Source organism: Streptosporangium sp. NPDC049376 (assembly GCF_044466505.1).
Classification (GTDB): Bacteria; Actinomycetota; Actinomycetes; order Streptosporangiales; family Streptosporangiaceae; genus Streptosporangium.
The window spans coordinates 239,758-256,878 of sequence record NZ_JBITMT010000008.1 but is presented as its reverse complement, the minus strand read 5'-3'; the positions used below and the strand labels follow the sequence as shown (position 1 = coordinate 256,878).

Here is a 17,121-nt window from a genome sequence, read left to right as displayed (position 1 = left end):
CATGCAGCTCGTGAGACCGTTGCACGAGGCCGAGGGCGGGTCCCGCCTCGCTCCGAACCGCGGCTGGCCCGGCGGCGCGCGCCTGGCCGTGGTCGTGCTGATGCACCTCGACCACGTGCCCGCGCTCCCCGGCTCCGCACCCGGCCTCCCGCCATCGAGCGTGGCGATGCGCGGCCCGTACCCGCAGATCATGGACGTGCACTCCACCTCGCAGCACGAGTACGGGCTGCGGGTCGGCGCGTTCCGCGTCCTCGACCTCCTCGACGAGCTGGAGATCGCCCCGACGGTCGCGATCGACGCCTTCTCCGCCCGGCACCGTACCCGCCTGGTGGAGCGCGTCGCCGAGTCCGGCGCGGAGTTCGCGGCGCACGGGCTTGACGGCGCCGGCATCCTGCACGACGGGATGGGCGCCCAGGAGCAGCGCGCCTACCTCGCCGAGTCGATCGACGCCGTGGCCGAGGCCTGCGGCGTCCGGCCGACCGGCTGGAGCGGCCTGGACTACGCGCAGTCCACCACGACCCTGGAGGATCTCGCCGGCCTCGGCATCCGCTGGACCGCCGACTGGCCCAACGACGAGGCGCCGAACATCCTGGCCACGTCCCGCGGCGACATCGTCGACATCCCGGTGAACATCCACCTCGACGACGTGTTCTCCCACCTCAAGCGCGGCACGCCGATCGGCAGGTGGGCCGACGACGTCACCGTGTCCGCACGGCGGCTGCTCGGGGAGGACGCGCCGCGCACCCGGACGCTGGTGCTGGGGCTGCACCCCTGGCTCATCGGCCAGCCGTTCCGGTTCGCGCACCTGCGCGAGACGCTGCGCGCCCTGCGCGGCATGGACGGCCTGTGGTGGGCGCGCGGCACGGATGTCGTCGCGCACCTGGACGGCGAGGCACAGCACGAAGAAGGAGACCGGCGATGACCCTCAACCTGCTGGCCCGTGAGCTCGGGGCATCCGTGGTGGACTGCTCGGACGAGTTCTTCGGCGCGGCCGACGCCCTGCTCCTGTCCACCCCGCCGCAACGCCCCGGCACCTACGGACTGCGCGGAGCGGACGTCGACGGATGGGAGAGCCGCAGGCACAACCCCGGCCACGACTGGGTCGTGATCCGCGCCGCCCATCCGGGCCGGATCGAGCAGGTCGAACTGGAGACCACCGGGTTCCGTTTCAACGCCCCGCGGAGCATCGGCGTCGACGTCTCCGACTCCGCCGAAGGCCCGTGGCAGGAGATCCTCGCCGACGCCGAGGTGCGGCCGAACTCCGTGAACGAGTACCCGGTCGCCGACACCGGACGCTCGGCCTCCTTCGTCCGGCTGCGCATCTTCCCCGACGGAGGAGTCGCCCGTTTCCGCGCGCACGGCGTCGTCGACGTCTCCCGCAGCCGCCCGCCGGAGGGTGTACGCCTGTCGGACATCCGGCTCGGATGCCGGGTGCGCGCCTCCGAGGGCTCCTTCGGGGACCCGTGGTCGGTGATCTCTCACGCGATGCCGAGGAACACGCACGACGGCTGGGAGACCCCCCGGCGGTCCGACGCCGACCGGCATTTCGTCGAGCTCTCCTGGCCGGACCCCGTCCGGCTGCGGACGCTGGAGGTCGTCGCCACGCCGTTCCGCGGCAACTGCGCGGCTCGGATCACCGTCGAGGCGCGGGCGGACGACGCGTCCGGCTGGGCGGCGCTGGGAACCTTCGAGATCACCTCCGGGGCGACGACCGCCGTCGAGCTCCCCTCAACCGACGCGCGGCGGGTCCGCGTACGCGCCCTGCCCGACGGCGGCTTCTCCCGCCTCTGGTTCTACGGCGCTCAGCTCCCCCTCCCCCACCCCCAAGGCCAGGAGTGACAATGAAGTTCAAGAAGACCGGGGTCATCGCGATCGCCGGCGTGATGCTCCTGACATCGTGCTCATCGGAGAGCGGCACTCCGGCCAAGGGCACCGGTGACGGATCGGGCTCCAAGGTCCTCGTGTTCGGCGCCGCGGGCGCTCCGTCGCTCTTCGACCCGTTCTACACCTCGGACGGGGAGTCCGCCCGGGTGAACAACCAGATGTTCGAAGGGCTGCTCAGCCTCAAGCCGGGCACGGCCGACCCCGCGCCCGGCCTGGCGGTCTCATGGGAGCAGAGCAAGGACGGAAAGCAGTGGACGTTCCAGCTCCGCGAGGGCGTCAGCTTCCATGACGGCACGGCCTTCGACGCCGCCGCCGTCTGCGCGAACTTCGAACGGTGGTACCGGCAGCCCAAGATCGCGCGCACCTCGGCGGTCAGCCACACCTGGGTGAACGACTTCGGAGGCTTCGAGGGCGACAAGACTCCCTCGCTGTACGCCGGATGCGAGGCGCAGGACAAGTCCAAGGTGGTGCTGCGCCTGACCAACCCGAGCTCGAAGTTCCCCACCATCCTCGCGCACGGCACCTACGCCATGTCGAGCCCGGCGGCGATGGAGAAGTACAACGCCAACGGGGTCGAGGCCAAGGGCGAGGGCTTCGCCTTCCCGGAGTACGGCCGCCTGCACCCGACGGGAACCGGCCCGTTCGCCTTCGTCTCGTACGACGACTCGACCGGTACGGTCAAGCTCGCGCGCAACGACAAGTACTGGGGCGAGGCGCCGAAGATCGCTGGTGTCGAGTTCCGGACGATCCCGGATGAGACGGCGCGCCGGCAGGAGCTAGAGGCCGGCACCATCCACGCCTACGACCTGCCGGCCCCTCGTGACTGGCAGAGCCTGAAGGACCAGGGGTTCCAGGTCGTCACCCGGCCGCCGTTCAACGTCATGTACCTCGGCCTGAACGCGACCACCGTGCCCGAGCTCAAGGATCTCCGCGTCCGTCAGGCCATCGCCTGGGCGATCAACAAGCAGCAGATCGTCGACACGCTGCTGCCCGAGGGCTCCGAGACCGTGACGCAGTTCGTCCCCCGCTCCGTCGAGGGCTACGACACCGCCGTCGAGGGATACCCGTACAACCCGGACAAGGCGCGCGCCCTGCTCGCCGAGGCCGGTGTGCCGAACCTCAAGATCCAGCTGTGGTACCCGACCGAGGTCACGCGCCCGTACATGCCCGAGCCGAAGCGCTTCTTCGACCTGATCAAGGCCGATCTCGAAGCGGTCGGCATCCAGATCGAACCGGTCGCGAAGCCGTGGGCCGGTGGTTACCTCAGCGGTCGTGAGGCGGGCGAGGCTCCGGTCTACCTGCTCGGCACCACGGGCCACTACAACAGCGCCCAGAACTTCCTGGGCATCCTGTTCGGCGCCACCGACAACGCCTTCGACACCGGCCTTCTCGGCTTCGGCCAGGAACTCGTCGACGACCTCAAGGAGGCGGACAGCGAGCCGGATCCGCAGAAGCGCGTCGGCATGTACCTCGAAATCAACCGCAAGATGTCCGAGGACTGGCTGCCGTCGATCCCGATCGCCAGCAGTCCCTCCGCCCTGGTTCTCCACGGCAGCGTGCGCGGCATCGTCACCAGCCCGGTCGGCGGCGAGCCCCTGGCCACGGCCGCCTTCGGCGAATAGCTCCACCCGGGGTGCGGGCCGCGCGCAGGCGCGAGCAGGCGCGCGCCCGCACCGATTGGATAGACATGTTCCGGTTCATCCTCCGAAGGACACTCCAGGCGGTCGTGACCTTCGTCGCCCTCACGGCGATCCTGTTCGCCTGGCTGCGCAGTCTCCCCGGCGGACCGCTCGACGCGCTGCTCGGTGAGAACGCCAGCCCGCAGGACCGCGCGAAGCTCGTCGAGTCACTCGGCCTGGACGCGCCGCTGTGGACGCAGTACCTGCGCTACCTGGGGCGGTTCTGGACCGGTGACCTCGGCGTGTCGACGGGCGTCTGGCGCGGCGCGCCGGTCACCGAGGTGCTCCTCACCCGGGCGCCCGCCACGATCGAGCTCGCCCTGTGCGCACTGGTCGTCGGCGCCGTGCTCGGCGTCGCCGCCGGTTACTGGGCGGCGACGAGACGCGGCGTGTTCGACGTCGCCTTCCTCGGCTTCTCCGTGCTCGGCCTCGCCGTACCGGTCTTCTTCACCGGGTTCGTCCTCAAGTACGTCTTCGCCGTCCGCGCGGGATGGCTGCCGCCGTCAGGACGGGCCGACCTGAGCGGATCCATACCGACGCCGACGGGGCTGACGCTCCTGGACTCGTTGCTCGCCGGGAGCGGGGCCGCGTTCGTCGAGAGCCTCCGCTACCTCACGCTGCCGACGATCGCCCTGACGATCATCCCCTTCGCCGTGATCTTCCGGCTGACCCGGGCGTCCGTCGCCGAGACGCTCCAGCAGGACTTCGTCCGCACGGCGAACTCCAAGGGCCTGCGGAACCCGACGGTCGCCGGGCGCCATGTGCTGCGCAACTCGCTGCTGCCGGTGATCACGGTGATCGGGCTGCAGGCCGGCGGCCTGTTCGCCGGAGCCGTGCTCACCGAGACCGTCTTCAACTACCGCGGGCTGGGACAGTCGATGGCACTGGCCTTCTCCACACGCGACTACGCGGTACTGCAGGCCCTCATCATGATCGCCGCCGTCCTGTACCTGGTCATCAACATCGTCGTCGACATCGCCTACGCGCTGTGCGACCCGAGAGTGAGGACGCCGTGACCACCGCCCCGGCCGTTCCGCGCCGCCGTACCGCGACCGCACGACCGGGCGCGCAGACCCTGAGGCGGCTGCTGCGCCAGCCGGCGTTCCTGATCGGCTCGGTGATCACATTCGTGTTCGTCCTTGTCGCGATCGCCGCGCCGGTGCTGGCGCCGCACGACCCGGCCGCCCCGCTGCTGCTCGACCAGGTACGCGCCCAGTCGAACCCCGTTCCGCTCCCGCAGGAGGGGTTCCCGCTGGGTGGGGACCCCGCCGGTCGTGATCTGCTGTCCCGGCTGATCGCCGGGGCCCAGCAGACCCTCGTCGTCGGGGTGATGGCGACACTCGGCGGTTTCGTCGGCGGCATCGCGCTCGGCCTCGTCGCGGGCGTGTTCGCCGGCAAGGTCGACATGCTCGTGATGCGGGCGGTGGACGTGATGCTGGCGATCCCGTCGCTGCTGATGGCCTTCTCGATCGCGGCGCTGTTCGCCCACCCCAGCGAGTGGACCCTGATCCTCACCATCGCGATCGTGCAGGTGCCGGTCTTCGCCCGGCTCATGCGCGGATCGATGCTGGTGCAGCGCGACACCGACCACGTGCTGGCCGCGCGGGCGCTGGGCGTGAAGCCGGGGGCCATCGTGTTCCGGCACATGGTCCCCAACGCGCTCGGGCCGGTGATCGTGCAGGCGACCCTCAGCCTGGCCGTGTCCATCCTCGACGCCGCCGCCCTGTCCTTCCTCGGGCTGGGCAACCCCGACGACGGCCGGCCGGAGTGGGGGCAGATGCTGGGCGGCGCGCAGCAGTACTTCAACTCGTTCCCGCACCTCGCGATCTACCCGGCGCTGTGCATCATCGTCGTCGCCCTGGGCTTCACGCTGATGGGAGAGTCACTTCGCGAGACCCTCGACCCCCGTACCCGGAGGTGACGGAGATGAACGCGCGTGCGCACGGGGCCCGGCACGGAGCGGACCCGCTGCTGGTGGTCGAAGACCTGTCGGTCACCTTCTCACGGCCCGGCCAGGAGCCCTTCACCGCCGTGGACGGGGTCGGGTTCGAGGTCCGTCCCGGCGAGGTCGTCGGCCTGGTCGGCGAGTCGGGCTGCGGCAAGTCCGTGACCTCGCTCGCCGTCATGGGGCTCCTGCCCCGCCGGGGGACCCGCGTCAGCGGCAGGGCGTTCTTCGACGGCGTGGACCTGCTCTCACTGCCCGACCGGGAGCTGCGCGACCGTCGTGGCACCGACGTTGCGATGATCTTCCAGGACCCGTTGTCCTCGCTGAACCCCGTCGTGCCGCTGGGAGTGCAGGTGACGGAGGTCATCCGGCGCCACCGCCGGACGAACCGGTCCCAGGCGACGCGGCGGGCGCAGGAGATGCTGGAACGCGTCGGCATCCCCGATCCCGCCCGGCGGATGCACGAGTATCCGCACCAGATCTCCGGCGGCATGCGTCAGCGCGTGCTGATCGCCATCGCCCTGGCCTGCGAACCGCGGCTGCTGATCGCGGACGAGCCGACCACGGCGCTGGACGTCACGATCCAGGCCCAGATCCTCGCGCTCCTGAAGGAGCTCGTCATCGGCTCGGGCACCTCGTTGATCATGATCACCCACGACCTCGGAGTCGTCGCCGGCCTGTGCGACACGGTCAACGTGCTCTACGGCGGACGCATCGTCGAGCGGGCGGACCGCTACTCGCTGTTCGACGCGCCCCGGCATCCCTACACCGGGGGGCTGCTGGAGTCCGTGCCGTCGTTGGACGACGGGGAGAATCGGCTGCGCCCAATCCCGGGTTCTGTCGCCGACAACATACCCTGGTCGCAGGGGTGCGCCTTCGCGCCGCGCTGTCGCGTCGCCACCGACCTCTGCTTCCGGGAGGAGCCGGCCTGGTCGGCCGACGGCGAGCGGCGATCGCGCTGCCACCACCCGCTGCCCGATCCGATCATCGTGGCGAAGGAGAAGACTCCATGACGACGGCCGCCGTTCCGATCCGACCGGACGTCGAGGAGCAGCCTCTCCTCGACGTCCGCGACCTCAAGGTCCACTTCCCGATCCGCCGGGGGACGTTCGTCGACCGGACCGTCGGCCACGTCCACGCGGTCGACGGCGTCGACCTGAGGATCACGCGCGGGGAGACCTACGGTCTGGTCGGGGAGTCGGGGTGCGGCAAGTCGACGTTCGGGCGCGCCGTGCTCCAGCTGACCCCCGTGACCTCGGGAGAGATCCGTTTCGGCGGGGTCGACCTGCGGTCGCTGCGCGGTGAGGCGCTGCGCCGCCAGCGCCGCCACATGCAGATGGTCTTTCAGGATCCGCTGGGGAGCCTGGACCCCCGGCAGAGCGTCGAGCAGATGTTCCGTGAGGGGATGGCCGCGCACGGGCTGGCGAAGGGAGACGTCTCCGGGCGTCTCGACGAGCTGCTCGACTCGGTCGGACTGCCGCGGACGGCGCTGCGCAAGTACCCGCACGAGTTCTCCGGAGGGCAGCGTCAGCGCATCGGCATCGCCAGAGCGCTCTCGGTCGAGCCGCAGCTGATCGTCGCGGACGAGCCCGTCAGCGCCCTGGACGTGTCGGTCCAGGCGCAGGTCATCAACCTCCTTGAGGACGTCCAGGCCGCGTACGGACTGACCTACCTGATCATCGCGCACGACCTCGCCGTGATCAGGCACGTGAGCGACCGGATCGGGGTGATGTACCTCGGCGGGATGGTGGAGGAGGCTCCCACCCCGGAGCTGTTCGCCGAGCCGCTGCACCCCTACACGCGGGCGCTGCTGTCCGCCGTGCCACAGCCCGACCCCCGGTATGAGGACTCTCGCGAGCAGATCCTGCTCCACGGTGATCTGCCCAGCCCGGCGGACCCGCCGCCCGGATGCCGGTTCAGCACCCGTTGCCCGTGGAGGCAGCAGACCCGCTGCGACACCGAGCGCCCGCAGCTGCGGGCCATCGGGGTTCCGGGGACGACCGCCGCCCATCGAGTCGCCTGCCACTGGGCGGAGGGCATCCACGACGGTGCGATCCGGCCGACGCGGTCGACCCGCGTCGACGTGGCCCTGTCCTCCGGTGTGGCCGCGTCGTCGAGATCGGCGTCCGGCACCCCGCCCGCGACCGGCGGGAGCTGATCGCTGTGCCGGCGGTCAGAGCGGAATGGAAGGCTCTCCGGCGGAAGGGGGCGGCGTGAACGGCGTCCTCACTCAACACCTCCACGAGCTGGTGCATTCTCTCGGCGCGTCGCTGGACGTGCCGGTCGAGGTCACCGACGTGCAGTTGAACCGGATCGCCCGGTCGATGCCGAGTTCCTCCGCGGACGAGCACCTCGCCGAGGCGGTTTCGCCTCGGCATCTCGGGCTGAGCGCGCGCTCGGTGGCCCTGATCTCCGAACCCGTCTACATCGGCGGGGGCGCCGACCTCGGGATGCCCCTGATGCTGGTTATCCCGGTGCGATCACCTGGTTCGGCGCCGTCGCTGCTGCTCTGGATCACCTGCGTGAGAGGGCCGCTTTCCCCCGAGCGGATCGAGAGCGTGGGACGGATCGCGGAGGCCACCGTCTGCTCGCTGGAGGCGGCCGGGCTGCTCGTGTCGCCCGAATGGGCGGACGACCACGTCGGCCGGGCCTTCGCCTCGGGAGACCTGGACGGGCTGGACTCACTGCTGGGCCAGGCCATCGGCGGCGGAAGGCTGCTGCACGACGGTACCTTCGTCTGCCTCGCGCTCTCGATGCCCGCGGTGCTTGACCCGGACTCGTCGGGATCGGCGGCGCAACGACGGCTGACCGCCGTCATGAACCGCTTCGCCGAGGACCATCTCCGTGACCGGTGCCTCATCGCGTTCAGCGGCTCCGTCAGCTTCGCGCTGCTGGCGCCTCACCCGCGCGACGTCCAGACGACCCTGCCGGGGCGGCTCGCGACGAAGACCGTCGACCTGATCTTCCGGTCCCGGCGCAACGGCGCCGACCTCCCGTGGCTCGTCGCCGTCAGCACGATCGTGACCGATCGTGCGAGCGTCGCCGTCTGGCAGGCCAGGCAGAGCCTGGACCTGGCCGAGGGCATGGGCTGGAAGCACCAGGTCGTCCACTGGGAGAGAACCGCGCACATGCGCGGGCTCGCCGCGGTGCCCACGGACGTCCTCATGTGCCACTTCATCAGCCCGTCCCTGCGACGGCTTCTCGAAGACGAGTCGGCGGAGGACCTCGTCCGGACCCTCAGGGCGTTCCTGACCACGGCGGGGAACGTCAAGCAGGTCGCGGCGGACCTGTATCTCCACCGTGCGACCGTCTACCACCGGATCAGGAAGGTCGAGGCGAGGCTGGGGGTGGACCTGTTCAGCGGCGCGGGCCGTCTGGAGGTCCACGCCGGCCTTCTCGCCGCGGAGATCGTCGCGAGCCGGACGACGGCCGGACGAGAGCCACCCGGCCGCCTCGCTCCGCGGCCGAGCCCCTCCCCTCCCGCTTCGGCGCGCGTGCAATCGCACGGTGCGCCCTCCCGGCCGGGCGGTACGCCGGAGGACGAACCGGTGGGCGACGACGAACATGAGCGGCTATCAGACCGTGGCCCCGGCGGCCCCGGCGGCCCCGGCGTTCCGCGGGCCGCCGTGCACGGCGAGACGGCGCAGCCCGACGCCGGTCTCGTCCGCGTGGATCGCGCCGTGTGCCAGCCGGTACGCCCGCAGTCAGCCCGGGATCCGCAACGTCGCACGGTCCTCCACGAGCGCGGTGCCGTGGACGCAGGACGCCCTCGGGCCTCCGACCCCCGGCCGATCCATCGCACGATGTAGCCGGGGATCATCCGGGCACTCATGGGAACGAATCGGCGACGCCGCGGCGGATTCGGCGGTTCCTCCCCGGTCGTTCCCCGGGGCGCGGCGCCACGGCCTGTCCGGTCTGTGGCGCCGCGCCGGAGAAGGTGGATCTACTGCTCGGAGCACAGCCCGGGCTTGGCGGAGTTGACGGCGAAGCCGAAGTCCTCAACCGTCTCCCCGGCGGAGACCTCGCGCCGCTCGCCCCCGAAGCCGGGCTCGGAGTAGAAGCACCAGAACTCCGCGGAGTTGTTGGCCGCACTGCGCAGGGGCGGGACGATGCGTGCGCGGCCGTTGACGAGTATGACGCGCCGGCCTACGCCTCCGGGCTGGGAGAAGGCGCAGACCGCGGCGATCAGCGGGCAGACGAAGCCGTCCCGGGCGGTGGTGGCCTGGGTGGCGGGGGCCGTCGCGGCGGACACGGGCATGGCCAGTCCGGTGCTGACGGTGACGGCGGCGGCCGTGAGCGCCGCCCATCGGGTGAACCTGTTCATGGTCACTCCTTGCTGGGGGGTGTCGGCGGGATGCAGACGCCACCCTTCATAGCAATGAGTAGCCTTTCGACAGCAGACAGTGAATACTGTTGTGCCCTCCCTGCCAACCCCCAGTTGGTACCTCAGTACGCGAAAAGGGTGCCTCCCATGTGAGAGACACCCTCGCTGACCAGTGGAAACCTGGTCGGGACGACAGGATTTGAACCTGCGACCCCTTGACCCCCAGTCAAGTGCGCTACCAAGCTGCGCTACGTCCCGGTTTGTCGGCCCTGTGGGCTGAACATCAGGTAGCTTACCTGAGATCAGACGGGATCGCGCACTCAAAGCGAGCGTGGACGGGTGAGGGGCTGACTACGGGTGGGGCGAAAGGCGCTGATCGACCATGAGGAACTGCGGCGGCTGGCCGGGCAGGGGTTGTCCAACGCCGAGCTCGCGGCCCACTTCGGGGTGAGCGAATCGGGGGTCCTGCAGGCCAAACGGGCCGCGGGCCTGTCGAAGCCGATGCTCGACCACTCGCGGGCCATCCCGTGGAAGCTGGAGCGCGCGCACGGCCAGTCCGGGCCCGCGACGAACCTGCGCAACCTCTCGTCGATCGCGCAGGGGCGCGCGATCCCCGTGGAGAAGCGCAACACGGCGTTGCGCTGGGCGGACCGGCTGGTCGCGGCGGGGCTGGACGTCGATTACGACCCCGAGACGGGCTTCACCGAGGTGCCCGCGTCCCCGGAGGGCTCGCTCGTCGGACGGCTCTCCGCCGAGGCGCGCGCGGCCCTCGACACCTGACGACGCCCGGATCACCGCTCTCCCGGCGACCGGCACGGAACAGTCCTACCTGCCCGATAAATCCATATAAAACGTGTTTTCTGCGACGAATCGCTAGCGACAGTGGCCGGTTTTGGAGTGAATCCCTGGGGCAGCGCACGGGGACAGACGCTTACACAACCGGAGGCAGACATGTCCACCGTGATCTGGGTGGTCGTGATCGTGGTCGCGGTGGTGGCGGTCATCGCAGTCGGCTCCGCCGTACTGCAGCAGCGGCGCCGGCACCGACTTCGTGATCGATTCGGCCCCGAATACGACAGAACCGTACGGGAACGCGACAACCGGCGCGAGGCCGAGCAGGAGCTTCTGGCGCGTGAGCAGCGTTTCAGCGGCCTTGAGATCCGCCCGCTCGCCCCTCAGGCCCGCGACGGCTACGCCAGGAAGTGGATGGAGGTCCAGGAGCGCTTCGTCGACGCCCCCGGATTCGCCGTGACAGAGGCCGACCACCTGGTGACCTCGGTGATGGCGGAGCGGGGATACCCGACCGAGGACTTCGAGCAGCGGCTGTCCGACCTGTCGGTCGCGCACGGCCGTACCCTCGACCACTACCGGCAGGCCCACGCGATCAGCGGCAGGGCCGCGCACCAGGAGGCCTCGACCGAGGAGCTCAGGCAGGCGATGGTGCACTACCGCGTCCTGTTCGAGGAGCTGCTCGAAACCCCCGACGGCCGTTCGACGCGACCGGCCGTGCGCACTCCCCAGGACCAGACCGCCCGACGCGACGTGCGAGGACAGTGATCTGAGATGAAGAACCGATCAGGAAACGACCAGGACCGTCTCGCCCACGGAGGCGCCGGTGAGACGGCGGGCGTCCCCTCCCAGCGCGCCGAGGAGGTGACCTCCGTGTTCCGGGCGCCCGAAGGACTCCCCGGCACGGACGGCCGTCCCCTCACCGGTGACACGCCCGACCCGGCCCACCCGGCCGATCTCTCGCCGGAGGCCGGCCACCCCGCCTCGGAGACACCCCGGACCCGGGCCGAAGGGGCCCCGCGGGAGGGCGCGCTGCTCGACCAGGACCCCGACGAGGTACGGCGTCGCTGGCAGGAGGTCCAGGCGGGCTTCGTCGACGACCCCCGTGACTCGGTCGAGCGTGCCGACTCCCTTGTCGCCGAGGTCGGCGACCGCCTGCGCGCCGCGCTGGAGGCCCGCTCCGCCAGCCTGCGGGAACGCTGGAAGAACACCGAGGGGGCACGGGGAAGCGACACCGAGGACCTGCGCACGGCCCTGCGTGACTACCGCGCGCTGCTCGACCGGCTGCTCGACATGTCGTCCGCGGGAAGCCCCGAAGGCCTGCCCGCCGGGAGGAGGTGACGTATGTTGGCGATCGCCGCCGCCGTCGTCTTCGGTCTCGGCCTGCTGCTCGACCTGATCAACACCAGGATCGGCGGCATCACCGGCACCACGTTCATCCTTGGCGGCCTGCTGCTTCTCGCGCTCCATCAGGGCGGGGTGGGAACGGCGGGCGGAACCTGGCGCCGCAGGCGCTGACCCGCCGAATGCCCGAGCCCGTGGTCCCCGGTCGTCCGAGGGCCACGGGCTCGGGCTTGTCCTCCCCGCCGGGCCCGCGCACGGTCGCGCGGGTGAACGGCCCTTGCGGGGGTTCTCGAAGCCGACGCCGTACCCGGGGGCGGCCTCTGGACGGGCCCCTTAAGGGCCCTGAACGAGCAGGGCCGGGAGGAGCGCGGAGGAAGTCGGTCCTGAACCGGGCGCGGCCGGAAGCCGCCTCAGACCTTGAAGGACATCGTGATGAACGTGCCCGCGGCCCCGGTCTCGAACTTGATGTCGGAGCTGACCATCCGGGCCACCCACAGGCCCATGCCGCTGGTGGCGTAGGGGGCGGGAGCCGTCTCGCCGGGGGGCGTCTCGGGGGTCCACCGCCCCTCGTCGTGCACCTCGACGACGAGGGTGCGGCCCGTGGACCATATCCGCATCACGGCCTTGGCGGTGGGGTGACCGTGTGTGACGGCGTTGGTGGCCACCTCGTTCACCGCCACGAGGAAGTCGGCCAGTCTCTCGCGGGCCATCCCGCCCTGTACGGCCTGCACGGCGGCGAAGTCCCGCACGTCGGGCAGGTCGGGCAGGCAGAAGGCCAGTTCCGCCACGGGGGCTCCGGCGGGGGGAAGCCGGGAACGGTCGCCGCTCGCCAGAAAGCGAGCCGGACGAACACCGTCCTCGTTCACGCGAGATCCGCCTCCCCTGTCCCACCGCGCCGTCTTTCTCAGCACCTGGGGATCATTTCAACCGCACCCTATGCCACATCGCTCCGTCGCCGGTTTGGGTGCCCGATGAGGGCCGGTGTATTCAGCATTCGGCGACCAGGTCGGCGCGAAGCCGGTCCAGAACCTTCCGCAGGATACGGGAAACGTGCATCTGGGAGATTCCGAACTCGGCCGCGATCTCCGCCTGGGTCATGTTCCCGAAGAAGCGCAGCAGCAGGATGTTCTTCTCCCGCGGCGGCAGCTTGTCGATCAGCGGCATGACCGCCTCGCGGTCGACGAGCATGCCCACGGCGTCGTCCTGGTCGGGGATGACGTCACCGAGCGCGGCGGCGTCGTCGTCCGCCCCGAGCGGCGCGTCCAGCGACAGCGCGCTGTAGGCCGCGGAGGCGTCCAGGGTGAGCAGGACGTCCTCCTCGGAGATGTTCATCTTCGCCGCGAGTTCGGCGACCGTCGGGGAACGGCCGAGGTCCTGGCTGAGGTCGGCGACCAGCCGGTTCAGCTCGGCCCTGCGCTCCTGGTAGACGCGCGGCACCCGGATCGCCCAGGTGCGGTCGCGGAAGTGACGCTTGACCTCGCCGGTCATCGTGACCACCGCGTAGCCGCGGAAGGCGTGGCCGAGGTCGGGGTCGAATCCGTTGATCGCCTTCATCAGCCCGACGTAGGCGGCCTGCAGAAGGTCTTCGAGCGGTTCGCCGCGGTAGCGGTAGCGGCGGGCGATCTCCATGGCGAGCGGCCGGTGCATCTCGACGAGGCGCTCGCGCAGCCGCTCGGCGCGGTAGCCGGAGACCTCCGGAAGCGCCATCTCGGCGAGGAGATCCTCGGCGGTCATCTCGGTGATTTCGAGGGCCTGGACAGACATCGCTGCTCCCTGGTGGGACTGTCGAACGACGCCACACGCGGAACAGCGTCCGGGCAGACGGCATCGCCTCGACGTTTCTCAAGGCGAGGCCCTCTGCTGGACCTCGGTTCTAGTATTACCCCGATTCCGGGAGTATTGCTCGCCCGCAGGTAACAGTAAGGTTGCTAATCGAACGGGCTAGGAGGACCTGAGTGACGGTGTCGGAGAACGGTGAGAGAGCGGCGGCGCTGACCCTGACGTCGGCGCTTGTCGGCGGAATCAACGTGATCCGGGTGACCGGCCTGCTCGACGCGACGACCAGGGACCAGTTCGCCGACTACCTGGCCGCCGAGGTGAGCGAGCACGGCCCCGAGATGGCGCTTGATCTGAGCGGGGTGACCTTCATGGACTCCCGCGCCCTCGGCCTGATCGTCCATCACTGGCAGCTCAGCACGAACGCCGAGGTCAGGTTCGCGCTCATCGGCGTCGAGTACGCCAAGACCAAGGTGATGTGGATCACCGGGCTGGCCCAGCGGCTGCCGCTCTACGACACGGTCGACGACGCGCTGGCCGCGTTCGGCTGAGGGTTCCCCGCCGTCGCGGGTCCTGGGCCTCATGAGGAGCGCTGGTTGCGCTGGTGCTCCTCGACCAGCAGCCTGGCCAGGTCGGCCACCTTCACCTGGTGGTGCTGGGAGATCCTGCGCAGCTCGTCGAAGGCGGCCTCGGCCGAGCAGCCACTGGACTTCATGATGATGCCCTTGGCCTGGTCGATGACCGCCCGGCCCGCCAGCGCCTCCTGCATCTGCGCCGCGTCGGTCCTGACCTCGTCGTAGTCCCACATGTTGGCCAGCGCCACGGTCACCTGCTCGGCGAGCATGTCCGCCAGCGGGGGGACGTTCCTGGCCGCGAACACCCCGGGGAGCACGCCGTACAGGCCGAGGACCAGGACGGAGCGCTCGACGGTGATCGGCATGGACAGCACGGTGCGGACGCCGCAGCGAACCGCCATCCCGGCGTAGGCGGGCCAGCGGGAGTCGCGCAGCACGTCCTGGACGATCACCGGGCGGCCGGTCTCACGGACCTCCGCGGAGGGCCCCTCCCCCAGGTCGGCCTCGCTGTCGACCAGCAGGATGAGCTCGCTGTGCGAGGCGGAGACGACCACGCGTTCCCCCCGCCACAGCTCGGCTGAGCCGCCCGCGCATCCGGGGACCCCGCCCGCGAGCGTGGTGGTCAGCCCGCGCAGCACGCTCTCACTCGACGTCTCCTCGCTGACCCTGCCGAGGGCGGCGAGGTCACGGGCGAGAATGGGAGTGACCATGTCCATGGTGCGGGTCCCCCTATCTGTTTCGCTAACTTAATCACTATCCGACCGCGCATCGATCCGACCCCGCCGGGTGACGTACCGTCTACGACGGGACCGCCCGGTCCCCGGCCGCCGACGAGGACGAGCATTGACCGACGCCATTGGCCTCAACACGCTGGAGCAGGCGCTGAGCGCGCTCGCCTCCAGGGTTTCCTCCCTGCGCGAGGCTAGGTCCGCCTACCCCGCCGACCCCCGGTCCACACTCGACGCGGCCCTGGCGGAGCTCGACACCGCCCGTGAGCTGCTGGAGTCGGCCCTGCGTGAGCTGCGCAAGGCGCCCAGACGCTCCGGCGACCGGGAGAGCGGCTCGCAGCGGGAGCTCAAGCTGCTGCGGCAGGTCTTCCGCTCCTTCCCGGTGCCGGTCGTGGTGCTCGACGCCTCGGGGGTGGTCAGGCGGATCAGCGCGGAGACCTCGCGGATGCTGGGCAGCCCGGCGGGTTACCTGATCGGCCGGTCCTTCCCGCTGCTGGTCGACGTCTCGCGGCGGGCGGCCTTCCGCTCGCACCTGACGGCCGTGCAGCAGGGAGGGCAGAGCGCGACGTTCCAGACCCGGCTGACCCACCAGGGCCGCGCGCACACGGTGCAGCTGGCGGTCATCCGGCTGACCATGCCCGGCGAGCCGCAGGAGATGACCGCGGTCGTGATCCTGCCGCTGGAGGCGCACGTCGCGGGCGACCCCCCGGGGCCGGTCGACCGTTCGGACGCGTCCCTGGTCATGGCCGCCGCGCGCCGCCAGGAGCTGCTGGCCAGGATGACCCGCCTGCTGCTCGACGAGGAGAGCCTGCGTCAGCCGGTGACCGTCACCAGGGCGGCGCGGCTGCTGGCCGCGGAGACCGCCGACTGGGTGATCGCCGACGTGGTCCGTGACGGGGTGCCCAGGCGCGCGGTCGTGCTGGGGCCGAGCGACAAGCCGGTGACCGAGCTGGTCCGCCTCGTCGAGGGGCTGACGCCGCTGGCCGCGCCCACCGTGGCCCACGTGCTGACCGGGGGTTCGGGCGTGGTCCACGAGATGCTTGAGGACGAGTCGCTGCTCGGCGAGGTCCCCGGCGGACCGCCGCTGCTGCGGGTCATGGGCGCGGCCTCGCTGCTGGTCGTGCCGATCCAGGGCGAGGCGGGCGCGCTGGGCGCCCTCACCCTGGTACGGCTGCGCGACCGCGAGCCGTTCTCCCTGGCCGACCTGGGGCTGATGGAGGAGATCGGCGCTCACCTGGGGCTCGCGCTGCGCGCCAGGCGCAGTTTCCAGACCCGTTCCCAGGCGGCCGACGCGCTGCGCACCAGCGTGGTGCCCAGGAGCCTGCCGGACATCCCGGGGGTCGAGGCGGCGGCGATCTACCACGCGGGGTCGAGCCCGGTCGGCGCCGAGTTCTACGACGTCTTCCCGGTGCGGGACGGGTGGGGCTTCGCGCTCGGGGGCGCCGCGGGCAAGGGTGAGGAGGCCGCCTCCGTCACCGCCATGGTGCGCAACGGGTTGCGGGTGCTGAGCGTGTGGGAGTCCGACCCCGTCGAGGCCATGCGCAGGCTGAACCACGCGCTGGTCGCGCAGAACAGCGGGATGTTCGTGATGGCCGTCGCGGGGTTCGTCAGGGCCCGCAGGATCATGCTGGCCGGGGCCGGGCACCACCCGGCGGCGTTGCTCCAGGCGGACGGCGGGGTGCGTTTCACCGCGGGAGGAGGCGTGCCGCTCGGCATCGCCCCGGAGGCGGAGATCCTCACCGAGGAGATCACGCTGACCTCGGGCCAGACCCTGGTGTTCTACTCCGACGGGCTGGTCGCCTCGCAGAACGACCAGGGGGAGGCCTACGGTGAGACCCGTCTGGCGGACGTGCTGGCGCGCTGCGCGGGTCAGGCGCCCGCGACCGTGGTCAAGGCGGTCGAGGAGGACCGGCACGCCTTCTCCGGCGGCCGGGTGTGGGACGAGATCGTGATCCTCGCGCTGCGCGTCGTATGACAACCCCATGGAATTCAGGGCAATTCAGAGGTTTGCCCGAGTCTGGGAGTTGGGTATGGTGATGGGCGTCGCAGATGAGTGCCTAAGAAGCAGGCACCCCTG

The 17,121-nt window shown here is 70.8% G+C and carries 18 protein-coding genes and 1 tRNA gene; 14 read left to right on the top strand and 5 right to left on the bottom strand.

Features of this window, described 5'->3' with window-relative positions; all coding sequences use genetic code 11:
* Window position 1 precedes the first annotated feature (1 nt).
* The 8 genes from ACIBVQ_RS22170 to ACIBVQ_RS22135 all read left to right on the top strand — a co-directional run bounded on the left by ACIBVQ_RS22170 (window position 2) and on the right by ACIBVQ_RS22135 (window position 9,317).
* Window positions 2–922, top strand: coding sequence for a hypothetical protein (locus tag ACIBVQ_RS22170; protein WP_399179594.1), 921 nt, complete (start codon window positions 2–4; stop codon window positions 920–922).
* Entirely contained in the window at window positions 919–1,839 is a 921-nt protein-coding gene (locus tag ACIBVQ_RS22165) for a hypothetical protein (RefSeq protein WP_362911727.1), read from the top strand. Before ACIBVQ_RS22170 ends, ACIBVQ_RS22165 begins: the two co-directional genes overlap by 4 nt.
* A 2-nt stretch (window positions 1,840–1,841) precedes the next feature.
* Entirely contained in the window at window positions 1,842–3,506 is a 1,665-nt protein-coding gene (locus tag ACIBVQ_RS22160; RefSeq protein WP_399179592.1) for an ABC transporter substrate-binding protein, read from the top strand.
* 65 nt (window positions 3,507–3,571) lie between these two features.
* Complete coding sequence (locus ACIBVQ_RS22155) at window positions 3,572–4,579, top strand: ABC transporter permease (protein ID WP_352011962.1); 1,008 nt, start codon at window positions 3,572–3,574, stop codon at window positions 4,577–4,579.
* The gene (locus ACIBVQ_RS22150) at window positions 4,552–5,484 is read left to right on the top strand and encodes an ABC transporter permease (RefSeq protein ID WP_399179590.1); all 933 of its coding nucleotides are present in this window, start codon (window positions 4,552–4,554) and stop codon (window positions 5,482–5,484) included. The genes ACIBVQ_RS22155 and ACIBVQ_RS22150 overlap by 28 nt, the downstream gene beginning before the upstream one ends.
* Window positions 5,485–5,489: 5 nt before the next feature.
* A complete protein-coding gene (locus ACIBVQ_RS22145) occupies window positions 5,490–6,521 on the top strand; it encodes an ABC transporter ATP-binding protein (RefSeq protein ID WP_362911724.1) in 1,032 nt (343 codons plus the stop codon).
* Window positions 6,518–7,666 (top strand): ABC transporter ATP-binding protein, encoded by a 1,149-nt coding sequence (locus ACIBVQ_RS22140; RefSeq protein ID WP_399179587.1) that lies wholly within the window; start codon window positions 6,518–6,520, stop codon window positions 7,664–7,666. The genes ACIBVQ_RS22145 and ACIBVQ_RS22140 overlap by 4 nt, the downstream gene beginning before the upstream one ends.
* A 55-nt stretch (window positions 7,667–7,721) precedes the next feature.
* Window positions 7,722–9,317: a PucR family transcriptional regulator gene (locus ACIBVQ_RS22135; protein ID WP_399179585.1), complete on the top strand. Its 1,596-nt coding sequence runs from the start codon at window positions 7,722–7,724 to the stop codon at window positions 9,315–9,317.
* A gap of 134 nt (window positions 9,318–9,451) precedes the next feature.
* On the opposite strand, the gene ACIBVQ_RS22130 is transcribed toward ACIBVQ_RS22135, so the two are convergent.
* Entirely contained in the window at window positions 9,452–9,832 is a 381-nt protein-coding gene (locus ACIBVQ_RS22130) for a peptidase inhibitor family I36 protein (protein ID WP_386187895.1), read from the bottom strand.
* 181 nt (window positions 9,833–10,013) lie between these two features.
* Window positions 10,014–10,090: transfer RNA gene (locus ACIBVQ_RS22125), tRNA-Pro, on the bottom strand.
* Window positions 10,091–10,189: 99 nt separating this feature from the next.
* Here ACIBVQ_RS22125 and ACIBVQ_RS22120 point away from each other — a divergent pair.
* From ACIBVQ_RS22120 to ACIBVQ_RS22105, 4 genes are all read left to right on the top strand, one after another.
* The gene (locus tag ACIBVQ_RS22120; protein WP_352011956.1) at window positions 10,190–10,612 is read left to right on the top strand and encodes a hypothetical protein; all 423 of its coding nucleotides are present in this window, start codon (window positions 10,190–10,192) and stop codon (window positions 10,610–10,612) included.
* A gap of 171 nt (window positions 10,613–10,783) precedes the next feature.
* Window positions 10,784–11,389, top strand: coding sequence for a hypothetical protein (locus ACIBVQ_RS22115; RefSeq protein WP_352011955.1), 606 nt, complete (start codon window positions 10,784–10,786; stop codon window positions 11,387–11,389).
* Between the two features lie 6 nt (window positions 11,390–11,395).
* Complete coding sequence (locus ACIBVQ_RS22110; RefSeq protein WP_399179582.1) at window positions 11,396–11,962, top strand: hypothetical protein; 567 nt, start codon at window positions 11,396–11,398, stop codon at window positions 11,960–11,962.
* 3 nt (window positions 11,963–11,965) lie between these two features.
* Complete coding sequence (locus ACIBVQ_RS22105; RefSeq protein WP_352011953.1) at window positions 11,966–12,139, top strand: hypothetical protein; 174 nt, start codon at window positions 11,966–11,968, stop codon at window positions 12,137–12,139.
* 236 nt (window positions 12,140–12,375) lie between these two features.
* Here ACIBVQ_RS22105 and ACIBVQ_RS22100 read toward each other — a convergent pair whose 3' ends face one another.
* A complete protein-coding gene (locus ACIBVQ_RS22100) occupies window positions 12,376–12,831 on the bottom strand; it encodes an ATP-binding protein (RefSeq protein ID WP_352011952.1) in 456 nt (151 codons plus the stop codon).
* Between the two features lie 121 nt (window positions 12,832–12,952).
* Window positions 12,953–13,729: a SigB/SigF/SigG family RNA polymerase sigma factor gene (locus tag ACIBVQ_RS22095; protein WP_386187884.1), complete on the bottom strand. Its 777-nt coding sequence runs from the start codon at window positions 13,727–13,729 to the stop codon at window positions 12,953–12,955.
* 191 nt (window positions 13,730–13,920) lie between these two features.
* Here ACIBVQ_RS22095 and ACIBVQ_RS22090 point away from each other — a divergent pair, with 191 nt between their 5' ends.
* Complete coding sequence (locus ACIBVQ_RS22090; RefSeq protein WP_352011950.1) at window positions 13,921–14,292, top strand: STAS domain-containing protein; 372 nt, start codon at window positions 13,921–13,923, stop codon at window positions 14,290–14,292.
* 29 nt (window positions 14,293–14,321) lie between these two features.
* Here ACIBVQ_RS22090 and ACIBVQ_RS22085 read toward each other — a convergent pair whose 3' ends face one another.
* On the bottom strand, window positions 14,322–15,026 hold the full coding sequence (locus tag ACIBVQ_RS22085) for a GAF and ANTAR domain-containing protein (RefSeq protein WP_352011949.1): 705 nt from the start codon (window positions 15,024–15,026) through the stop codon (window positions 14,322–14,324).
* A 133-nt stretch (window positions 15,027–15,159) separates the two neighbouring features.
* On the opposite strand from ACIBVQ_RS22085, the gene ACIBVQ_RS22080 reads away from it, so the two are divergent.
* Window positions 15,160–17,019, top strand: a complete 1,860-nt coding sequence (locus ACIBVQ_RS22080) for a SpoIIE family protein phosphatase (RefSeq protein ID WP_399179578.1) — start codon at window positions 15,160–15,162, stop codon at window positions 17,017–17,019.
* Window positions 17,020–17,121 lie beyond the last annotated feature (102 nt).

Excerpts from the sequence above, each read along its gene's own strand:
- ACIBVQ_RS22165 (WP_362911727.1), top strand. The coding sequence starts at position 919 with ATGACCCTCAACCTGCTGGCCCGTGAGCTCGGGGCATCCGTGGTGGAC.
- ACIBVQ_RS22145 (WP_362911724.1), top strand. The coding sequence starts at position 5,490 with ATGAACGCGCGTGCGCACGGGGCCCGGCACGGAGCGGACCCGCTGCTG.
- ACIBVQ_RS22170 (WP_399179594.1), top strand. The coding sequence starts at position 2 with ATGCAGCTCGTGAGACCGTTGCACGAGGCCGAGGGCGGGTCCCGCCTC.
- ACIBVQ_RS22085 (WP_352011949.1), bottom strand. The coding sequence starts at position 15,026 with ATGGTCACTCCCATTCTCGCCCGTGACCTCGCCGCCCTCGGCAGGGTC.
- ACIBVQ_RS22155 (WP_352011962.1), top strand. The coding sequence starts at position 3,572 with ATGTTCCGGTTCATCCTCCGAAGGACACTCCAGGCGGTCGTGACCTTC.
- ACIBVQ_RS22110 (WP_399179582.1), top strand. The coding sequence starts at position 11,396 with ATGAAGAACCGATCAGGAAACGACCAGGACCGTCTCGCCCACGGAGGC.
- ACIBVQ_RS22095 (WP_386187884.1), bottom strand. The coding sequence starts at position 13,729 with ATGTCTGTCCAGGCCCTCGAAATCACCGAGATGACCGCCGAGGATCTC.
- ACIBVQ_RS22140 (WP_399179587.1), top strand. The coding sequence starts at position 6,518 with ATGACGACGGCCGCCGTTCCGATCCGACCGGACGTCGAGGAGCAGCCT.
- ACIBVQ_RS22115 (WP_352011955.1), top strand. The coding sequence starts at position 10,784 with ATGTCCACCGTGATCTGGGTGGTCGTGATCGTGGTCGCGGTGGTGGCG.
- ACIBVQ_RS22160 (WP_399179592.1), top strand. The coding sequence starts at position 1,842 with ATGAAGTTCAAGAAGACCGGGGTCATCGCGATCGCCGGCGTGATGCTC.
- ACIBVQ_RS22105 (WP_352011953.1), top strand. The coding sequence starts at position 11,966 with ATGTTGGCGATCGCCGCCGCCGTCGTCTTCGGTCTCGGCCTGCTGCTC.
- ACIBVQ_RS22130 (WP_386187895.1), bottom strand. The coding sequence starts at position 9,832 with ATGAACAGGTTCACCCGATGGGCGGCGCTCACGGCCGCCGCCGTCACC.